Raw genomic sequence first — 8898 nt, 5'->3', positions numbered from 1 at the left:
TTCTTCGCCACCGCGGAAGTATCCACGGTGTCCGTCATGACAGTCATCAGGTGCGTCTCCTTGATCAGGAGTTACACCGTTGTTCTTACAGTCCCGCACGAAGTGTGGGCGGCACCCGTGGATGGCGTTCTATAGCAGGTCCGGCATGGTGTTGATCCGCGCTTCCAAGACGGTGTCGATGGCTCCGTCGATGCCGACGCTAACTATGCTGCCGCCGATAGCCCGGGCGAGGGAGATCACGACCGGTGGTGTTCCATGCAGGGGTACTGGAACCGCGCAGTTTCGGACTCGTCATCGGTCCCGTCTAGGGCTCCGGCCAGGGCATCTTCGTCTGCTGCGCGTATTGGTAGTCGACGTAGCAGCTCAAGTGCTCAAGGAAGCGGACGACATTCTGCTCGAAGATCTATCCGGCCACGGTAGTCACGGGAGACATTGTGGGCTGGATCCTGTTGCTGATCGCCAGCAAGAACCACCTGGTCACGATTCGAGCGGAGTTGACAACCTCGCAGTCCACCCGGGAAGTCGCCGTTCCCCTTCTTGCCCAAGCCGCCCGATCGGCAGCTTCTCCTACGTTCGGAACAGCGTCACGGTGACGGCAGGCCGAACGCAGCCAGCGTGTCATTCGCGATCCCAATTCCCACTACCTGCGGAAATACTGACGCCATCGCGTATCAATGTGTCGTGAGTTCGGGGAGCGTGACGGCGTACCGGTTCGAGTCCAGGCGGCATCTTGATCTGGAGCCCAAAGTGCACGCACTTGATCATGTGGCAGCCGGGTTCATGCGATCCGGGCGACGTTCCCAGGATCGCGGTGACCGCGGGCTTCTGCGGGCAGCACGTCGTTCTGGTCTCGACGTACCGGGCACGAGACATGGTATTTACCTATGAGAATGTCACGCATGACGGAGAGCAATACAGTCGGTACGGCGCCTGACGACTACGACGCGATGCATCACGCGGCGCAGAACAGCCCTTTGCTCCACGAGCTGTGGGCGCGGGCGATGGGCGATGAGTATCCACTCGGTGTGGAGCCCACCAGCTGCTGCTCTTGGTGGCTGCTCGGGCACGCCGTGGCGGCGCTGCGTCTGCGTCCCGGCGCACGGCTCGTAGACCTCGGCTGCGGTCGCGGCGGCCCGGGCCTCTGGCTGGCTCGAGCGTTGTCAGTCCGGCTCATCGGCATCGACTTCAGCGCCGCCGCGATCGAGATCGCGGCGCAACGGGCCGACGACTTCGTCACTCCTGACCGGGCAGAGTTCCGCCAGGGCAGCTTCGAACAAACCGGCCTTCCCGACGAATACGCGGATGGACTGCTCAGTGTCGACGCGTTGCCGTTCAGCCCAGACCGGCAGGCGGCATTGCGGGAGGCCAGCCGAATCCTGGCGCCCGGCGGCCGCTTCGTACTGACCGCACGTGAGCAGCCCGCCGACGTCGGCAGCTGGCCGACAATGGCGACGGCCGCCGGCTTCGACGTGGAGCTGGTCCTGCCCAACACCGAGCACGACGACTTCTGGCGACGGCTGTTCGCCTCCTACCCCGAGAACGCGGCTGCACTGCGGGCTGAACTCGGCGAGCGGGCGGCCAACAACTTGATGCTGGAGGCCGAGATTGCCCTCGCCAAGGGTCTTCCCAAGCGGCAGGCTCAGTTGCTGGTTCTGCGCCGTCGTGACACCAAACCGGCCGCATGAACGCTCCGAGATGATCGCGTGGTCTTCGGCGCATTCGGGGGTGTAGCCCAGGGCTTGTGCCGCGATGGCTGGGGGCAGTGTGCGGTGGGCAGGTCGGGGTCGCGCACGGCGGCGCGGGCGACGGCGAGGGCGTTGATTGGGCCGGACCTGCCGTAGGTGCGGGCGCCGTCGCGGGCGTGCGCCATCAGCTTGGGTGGTACGCGCATGAGGCGTTCGCCGGCGGCGAGTAGTTACGTTCCAGGTGCGGGGTAATGGCACGGCAGTCCTCGATCGCCCAGACCCGCTCATCGCCGTGCTGGCCGGCCCAGTGCAGTAGAGCGAGGTGGTCCTTGCTCGTGGTTCCGTAGGTGCGGGTGGCGAGCTGCCGGCCGTTGGCGTCCAGGCGACGGCGGTGTGGCTGCGCTTGTGCGCGTCGATACCAAAGACGAGCATGGGGTGTCTCCTTCCGTCCGAGGGGGACTCGGGCCGGTCGGTAGGCACCCACCAGTCGAGCGCGGACACGCTGATCTCAAGCCATACCGGCCGGTCCTTGACGTCCGGCAGGCCGCACAAATGGAAGCGGCCACGAAGGCAGGAAGTGGACGAGCGAACCCGCCGGACTTCTCACCCCGACCCTGGTGGAAGGGGAACGACGGCCACGACACGCCACCGCTCTACGGACAGTGACGAAGGGGACGTCAGCACGCGCGGATCGCGCCAGATGTGCGCATCTGATCTTGGGCTTAGCTCGGGTGCGACTATCCCGATAAGCTCAAGAGCCATGGCGAGCCGAATCGGTGACATCATCATCGACTGCAAAGATCCGGAGTTGCTCGCAAGCTTCTGGTGTGAGCTGCTGGGCTATCGGCCCTTCGCTCGAGATGAGACCGGGGTGGCAATCCGCGGGGCGACGATCAGTCCGGACATCCTGTTCCTCCGGGTCAGCGAACCGAAAAAGACGAAAAACCGCCTGCACTTCGACGTCTGCCCTACGGACCGCGGACAGGATGAGGAGCTTGCTCGGTTGCTGGGTCTCGGCGCCAAGCGGTCGAGCATCACCGGCAGCGGCTCCTGGGTGGTGTTGGAAGATCCGGAAGGCAACGAGTTCTGCCTGATGTCCAGACGGATCCCGGCCGAGCCGGCCCCATTTCACGAGGCGTAGTCGCGCTCACGGCTCGGCAGGTGGGGTGACGGGTGGTTGCCGCAGGCGAGCCGGCGTCCGTGTACTAGCTACGCCCTGACCGTTGGGTGCCGATGGGTGTAGTAGCCCTCTCTGGTGTCGTCTGCTGGCATTTGGCTGCAGCGCCAGGAGCCGGGGCCTGTGGCGTGCGCAAGTGGCGGGGGTTCGGGATGCGGTGGTTCAACGATCTGTCGGTCCGGTTGAAGATCTACACGGCGGTCACGATAGCCGGGCTGGCCGCGGCCGCGGTCGGGGTGGTCGGTCTGCAGAAGACGTCGCAGATGGCCGACGCGGCGGAGTACCTGTACCGCGACAATTTGGTCCCGGTGGCGCAGTTGGGCACGGTCCAGGAAGAGGTGCAGCGGTCCTGGCTGGCGCTGCTGGACAAGCTCGTCAGCCAGGACGAGGCCGGGATGGCCGCCGACAAGAAGGCCATGACCGACGCCGACACGCAGGTCGACAAGGTGTTCGCCGAGTACACGGCCACCGACATGACCGGCCGCGAGAAGGCGGTGCAAGACTTCCGTGCCGCCCTGGAGCAGGTACGGGGGGTCCGGGATGAGCAGCTGGTGCCACTTGCGGCCGCCAGCGACCTGCGCGGGTTCGAGAAAGCCCGCGACAATGCCGGCCGGCCTGCGCTGGCGGCTGCGCTCGGCGCGCTGGACGAACTGGTCGCGATCGAGACGAAGGTGGCCGCGGACAAACGTGACGAGACCGCGCAGGCGTACCGGTTCGCCCGCACCATGATGATCAGCATGCTGCTGGTAGGCCTGGCGTTGGCGGCGGCCATGGCGTTTCTGGTGGTCCGCAGCATCATGGGCACCCTGGCCGCGGTAGGCCGGGTTACCCATGCGCTGGCCGCGGCGGATCTGACCGTACGCACGGGCGTGTCCGGCCGTGACGAGCTGGGCCGGATGGCCACCGAACTCGACACCGGCATGACGGTGGTGGCCGCCAGCGTGGACCGCATGGCGCAGGTCGCGGTCACCTTGGCCGCGGCGGCCGAGGAGATGTCGGCGGTCAGCGCGCAGCTGCAGAGCGGCGCCAGCGAGGCCTCCACCCGCGCCGGCACGGCGTCACGGGCCAGCGAGGAGGTCAACGCCGGCGTGCAGAGCATCGCCGCGGGCTCGGAGCAGATGAGCGCATCGATCACCGAGATCGCCTCCAACGCCGGGCAGGCAGCCCAGGTCGCTCAGCAGGGCATGGCCGTCGCGCAGCAGACCACCGCCCGGGTCGCCGAACTCGGTGCCGCCAGCGCGGAGATCGGCGACGTGGTCCGGCTGATCACCAGCATCGCCGAGCAGACCAACTTGCTCGCACTCAACGCCACCATCGAAGCCGCCCGCGCCGGTGAGCTCGGCAAGGGCTTCGCCGTGGTGGCCGGCGAGGTCAAGGAGCTGGCCCAGCAGACCGCCAAAGCCACCGAGGACATCATCGCTCGCATCGGGGCGATCCAGGCCTCCAGCGGCGCTGCCGCCGAGGCCATCGCGCAGATCACCGAGGTGATCGGGCAGATCGGTGACTACACCACCACGATCGCCTCCGCAGTGGAGGAGCAGACCGCCACCACCGCCGAGATGAGCCGCTCGGTAGCCGAAGCCGCCACCAACAGCGGCGACGTAGCCCGCACCGTGTCGGATGTGGCCGGCATCGCCGCCGCGACCGCCGACAGCGCTAGGGCCACCCGGCAGGCCGCCACCGATCTGACCATGATGGCCAACGACCTGACCCAGCTGGTCAACGGGTTCCGCCACTGACCGCCTCTTCCGTCGCCTCAGAAGGGACCCGCGTGATACCGCCCCACCCGGAGCCATTCGACGCCGAACAGGCCCGCCAGCACCTCACCACCCTGCTGCTGGCCGGCGCCGTGAACATCACCTACGCGGTGGAGAAAATGGAGAAGTTCGCCGCCGCCGCCGGCAACGTCAGCGAGCTGGACGCCGCAGCCCAGATGGCCGACGCCATCGCCCTCATGACCCAGGTCCGGGCCGATCTGATGGACCAAGCCGATCAACTCAGCGATCCACCGCCCTCGTGACCAGCACACTTACGTTCGCAGGCGGTTGCCGCCGCGATCCCCCTCCACCCCCCGACGCCCTGGTACTCCGGCGGTGGGCCTTCGTGCTAGTCAATCCGACCGCACCGGTACGCCCGGTTCTTCAGGTCACCGGTGTCCTGGACGGCCTGGCCACCGCACCACCCTGCGATAAGTCCCAGCCGGCGTCAGGACCGCGGGGTTGCGTCACTGAGTCCGTGCAGAAGCCGGCGGACATGGGCGGGCGCTTCCGTGGGGTCCACGGGCAGATGCTCGACTAGCAGTCGGTACCAGAACGGACCGAATACGAGGTCGACGGCGTGGCCGACGTCCAGCCCGGCGGGCAGTTCGCCCCGATCGATCGCACGGCTGAACACGGCGGACAGCACATCGCGGCGGCTCTGCACCCAGCCGCGGAACGCCTCGGCGAAGACCGGGTCCAGTTGAGCTTCAGCCATGAGGCCGCGAAGCGCCCTGACCCGGGCGGGATGCTCGGTGACCCGGTACAACGCGGTGACGAACATCGTCAGATCCTCGGTGAGGAAGTCGCTGTCCGGCGTTGGCATGCGTTCGGCGACGAGTTCGCCGTAGGCCTCCATCACCAGTTCGGCCTTCGACGACCACCACCGGTAGATGGTGCTCTTGGCCACGCCGGAACGGGCCGCCACCCCCTCGATGGTGACGGCGGCGTACCCACTGTCCTCCAAGATCTGCACCGCCGCACGTAGGGCATCCTCGTGCGCGTCCGCGCTGCGCACCCTGCCTCCGACGCGGCGTGGGCGGTCGGCGTCAGCGGCGGACGAACTTCGGGGCATGGCCGTCACGGTAGCAGCGTGCTAGCTTCAAATCGAAACGAAACGCAGCGTTTCGATTTGAGTTAGTCATGACCACGATCGTGGTGTCCCACGGATACGGGGCCGACAGCGACAGCGTCTGGTTCCCGTACCTCCGCCAGTCTCTGGAGGCTCACGGCCACCAGGTACGGATCCCGCACCTGCCCGAAAACACGGCGCCCCGGCTCGCCTCGTGGCAGGCGGTCCTGCGCGCCTGCGTGGCGGACACCGACCCCCGAGACACCGTCCTTGTCCGGCACAGCATCGGCGGCGTCAACGTCCTTCGTCTCCTGCAGCAACATGACGTCGACACCGCTGGTGCCTTCGCCGGCGCGGTCCTGGTGGCGACTCCGGCGCAAGTGCCGGCCGGATATGAAGCCCTCGCGGAGTTCTTCGCCGAGCCGTTCGACTGGCCCCGGCTACGCCGGGCCGCCAACCGGTACCGCGTGCTCACCGCCGTGGACGACCCGGTACTGGCCCCGGAACCGCCGATCCACCACGTCAAGGAACTCGTCACCGGGCTGCAAGCAACCGCTGTCCTCACTGCTATCGGCGCCCACTACGGGGCGACGCCGGACGATCACATCGACCTGCCCGAAGCTGTCCAACTCGTCGTGGACTGCCTGCCGGCAAAACCGTGAACCGCCGCAAATCCCGTGACGCCGGCCAGCGGCTGGCCTCTGGTGCACCGGCCTGGGCTACCCACACCGCACACTCCGGCCGGCCCGGCCCGGCCCGGGATCGGGATCGCGCTTCGGTGGGTCCTGGAAGGCGAGCCCGTCGGGCCGCTGACCGACAGACCGGTCACCGCGGACCGAGCGGTCAACGAGGCTCGGCTGGCCCGGCACCTCATCCGGCACGGCGTCAAAGCCAACCACTGCGCCGGCCTCCCCACTCCCTGCGCGCCCAAGCCGAGGTTCTCGGAGTAGCGCAGGCGCTGGAATGGGTGCTCGGAGAAGCCGAGGAGCTCATCCTCCAACCGCTGAGGGACAACGCCGACCAGTAGCGCTCCGAACATCAAGTCACGGGATGTCAGAGATGAGAAGAGCGCTGACATCCTCGTGAGAATCGAGCGCTGACATCGGACTGAGAAGTCTCAGATGTCAGTGGAAACGACAGGTTGTTGTCAGTGGTCGACGACAGCGGTGTCGATCAGCGGGTCCAGATGCGTTGCAGGCCGGTGGCGACGGCGGCGATGTCGGTTTCGGCGGCGTTGCAGCTGACGGCGATGGCCGTACGACGGTCGGCGGTGACACCGAACAGGGTCACGTAGCCGGCCCAGCCGCCCTCGTGACTGAGGGTGCCGTCCGGGTTGACGGCGATTCCCGCCCCGTACCTCGGTCCCGCGGGCTGGCCGGTCGGGACGGCGCGGTCGAGTTGAGCCTTCAGGAGGGCTTCGCCGCCGACCGCGCCGGTGCGGTAGTTGTCGGCCCAGCGGACGAGCTCGCCCGGGGTTGTCTGGACGGCTCCGTCGCCGATCTGGGTCCATGCGGATCCGGCGGGCTGCCATGTGCCGTCCGGTGATCTGGTGTACGGCAAGGCGGTTTCCGGGCCCTGGGCAGCTGGTGCCAGTGACATCGCCAGCCGCAGCGGCCTGAAGACGTTCGCGTCCAGAAACCGTGGCAGGGGCTGGCCGGACACGGCCGCAACGACTTCGGCGAGCAGCACATAGTTGGAGTTGGAGTAGGCGAACGTGCCGGAGGTCGGTTGTGGTGCCTTCGCGATCGCGTCGAGGGCGTCCCGCTGCGTCGCGGGGTCGGTGAGAGCGTGACCGGCGGCGTTGAGCAAGTGCGTGTAGTCGGTGATGCCGCTGGTGTGGTGGACGAGGTGGTCGACGGTGACGGTGCGGGCCCAGCCTGGCAGGCCCGGCACATGCTTCGCGACCGAATCGGTCAGCTCGAGTTCGCCGGCGGCGGCGAGCAGGAGGACCGCGGTCGCGGTGAACTGCTTGGAGACTGAGGCGACGTCGAACACCGACGTGGTGGTGAGAGGGCGCCCGGTGGCGGTGTCGGCTACGCCGCGGGCCCCGGACCAGGCGACGGCGCCTTCGATCCCGACGGCGGCGGAGCAGCCGGGCTGGTCGGCCTTCAGCAGCTTCTCCATGAGCTTGCCGCTGTCGCCGGGCCGGTCCGCGGCGGTGGACGTTACCCGGGCCGCCTCCGGTGTCGACGTTGTGCCGCACCCGCCGGCGGTCAGGAGACCGGCCGCCGCGACTGCGAGAAGGCGGTACTTCATGAGGGAGTCCTTCCAGGAGGAAGATTTCGGGCAGCACGGAACAGGCCACTGCGAATTTCGTGGCCTGTTCCGTGTAACGGGGTCTCAGTGCCCGGTGAGGACCTCACCGGCGGCGGCGGTCAGCGCGCCACGGTCGACGCCGAGCGCTTTCAACGCCCGGGCGACGGTGCCGCGTGCCTGGTCGCCGACCGCGGCGACGACATGCGCTCCGCGCAGCGGTGACCGCTGGCCCGCCTTCGCGAGCCGTACCGCGGCCTGGAAGACCTCCTGCCCGGGGGCGGTCAGCCGGTAGGGCCCACCGGCCGGGGCGGCCGCCGGCAGCGGCCGACCCGGCGCGGGGACCTGGACGCCGATGTCGTGCATCGCCTGCCGGTGTGCGTCGTCGACCGCTGCCCGGAAACCGGCAGGGTCGGCGCCAGCCCGTGCGAACGCCTGCCGGGCCGTGCCGTCGGGCAGGTCGAACGCGGCCAGCAGGAGGTGCTCCGGGCCGGGCAAGCTGTCGCCAGCCTGCTGCGCCTCGGCCTCCGCCGCGGTCAGCAGCGTCTTGATGGTGCGCATGTCCTGGATGGCGCGGGGAAGCTTCACGTGTCGCCCTTCTCCTGTGCGGCTTTCTGAGCGAGTTTCTTGTGGGCTGCCTGGGCGCTGATGCCGAGTGCCTGGCCGATGTGCGCCCAGGTCCATCCCTGCCGCAGCGCTTGGTCGACCGCGGAGCGCTCCAGCTGGTTGGCGAGGCGCCGCAGCGCCACGACCGCGGCCAGCGCCGCCTCTGGGTCCTCGGGTGATGGAAGCTCGACCATGTCATCAACTTTAGTTGATGACATGGTCATCCGTCAACAAAAGTTGATGACCGCAACGTCGGCCGGTGCCCCGCCCGGCCACCGAGGGCGGCCGGGCAGGCACACGGCAGCCAGCTGACGGTCACGGCTCGTTTGCAGTACGCGGCGAGGTTGT

9 protein-coding genes are annotated in these 8898 nt (G+C 68.1%); 5 read left to right on the top strand and 4 right to left on the bottom strand.

The window, feature by feature from the left end; all coding sequences use genetic code 11:
• The first annotated feature begins 899 nt into the window (after positions 1–899).
• The 4 genes from AB0G04_RS36300 (at position 900) to AB0G04_RS36285 (ending at position 4882) form a co-directional block, all read left to right on the top strand.
• Entirely contained in the window at positions 900–1685 is a 786-nt protein-coding gene (locus AB0G04_RS36300; RefSeq protein ID WP_360992513.1) for a class I SAM-dependent methyltransferase, read from the top strand.
• A 760-nt stretch (positions 1686–2445) separates the two neighbouring features.
• Complete coding sequence (locus AB0G04_RS36295) at positions 2446–2826, top strand: VOC family protein (RefSeq protein WP_360992510.1); 381 nt, start codon at positions 2446–2448, stop codon at positions 2824–2826.
• A 188-nt stretch (positions 2827–3014) separates the two neighbouring features.
• Positions 3015–4601 (top strand): methyl-accepting chemotaxis protein, encoded by a 1587-nt coding sequence (locus AB0G04_RS36290; RefSeq protein ID WP_360992508.1) that lies wholly within the window; start codon positions 3015–3017, stop codon positions 4599–4601.
• 32 nt (positions 4602–4633) lie between these two features.
• The gene (locus tag AB0G04_RS36285) at positions 4634–4882 is read left to right on the top strand and encodes a hypothetical protein (protein WP_360992505.1); all 249 of its coding nucleotides are present in this window, start codon (positions 4634–4636) and stop codon (positions 4880–4882) included.
• A 185-nt stretch (positions 4883–5067) separates the two neighbouring features.
• Here AB0G04_RS36285 and AB0G04_RS36280 read toward each other — a convergent pair whose 3' ends face one another.
• Positions 5068–5694, bottom strand: a complete 627-nt coding sequence (locus AB0G04_RS36280; RefSeq protein WP_360992503.1) for a TetR/AcrR family transcriptional regulator — start codon at positions 5692–5694, stop codon at positions 5068–5070.
• Between the two features lie 68 nt (positions 5695–5762).
• Here AB0G04_RS36280 and AB0G04_RS36275 point away from each other — a divergent pair, with 68 nt between their 5' ends.
• Positions 5763–6353, top strand: a complete 591-nt coding sequence (locus tag AB0G04_RS36275) for an alpha/beta hydrolase (RefSeq protein ID WP_360992500.1) — start codon at positions 5763–5765, stop codon at positions 6351–6353.
• A 511-nt stretch (positions 6354–6864) separates the two neighbouring features.
• On the opposite strand, the gene AB0G04_RS36270 is transcribed toward AB0G04_RS36275, so the two are convergent.
• The 3 genes from AB0G04_RS36270 to AB0G04_RS36260 all read right to left on the bottom strand — a co-directional run bounded on the left by AB0G04_RS36270 (position 6865) and on the right by AB0G04_RS36260 (position 8744).
• Positions 6865–7947 (bottom strand): serine hydrolase domain-containing protein, encoded by a 1083-nt coding sequence (locus AB0G04_RS36270; protein WP_360992497.1) that lies wholly within the window; start codon positions 7945–7947, stop codon positions 6865–6867.
• An 84-nt stretch (positions 7948–8031) separates the two neighbouring features.
• Entirely contained in the window at positions 8032–8532 is a 501-nt protein-coding gene (locus tag AB0G04_RS36265; protein WP_360992494.1) for a Clp protease N-terminal domain-containing protein, read from the bottom strand.
• A complete protein-coding gene (locus AB0G04_RS36260; RefSeq protein ID WP_360992492.1) occupies positions 8529–8744 on the bottom strand; it encodes a helix-turn-helix domain-containing protein in 216 nt (71 codons plus the stop codon). Before AB0G04_RS36260 ends, AB0G04_RS36265 begins: the two co-directional genes overlap by 4 nt.
• Positions 8745–8898: the final 154 nt, after the last annotated feature.

Source organism: Actinoplanes sp. NPDC023801 (assembly GCF_040639655.1).
Classification (GTDB): Bacteria; Actinomycetota; Actinomycetes; order Mycobacteriales; family Micromonosporaceae; genus Actinoplanes.
This window is presented reverse-complemented; position numbering and strand designations above follow the sequence as displayed.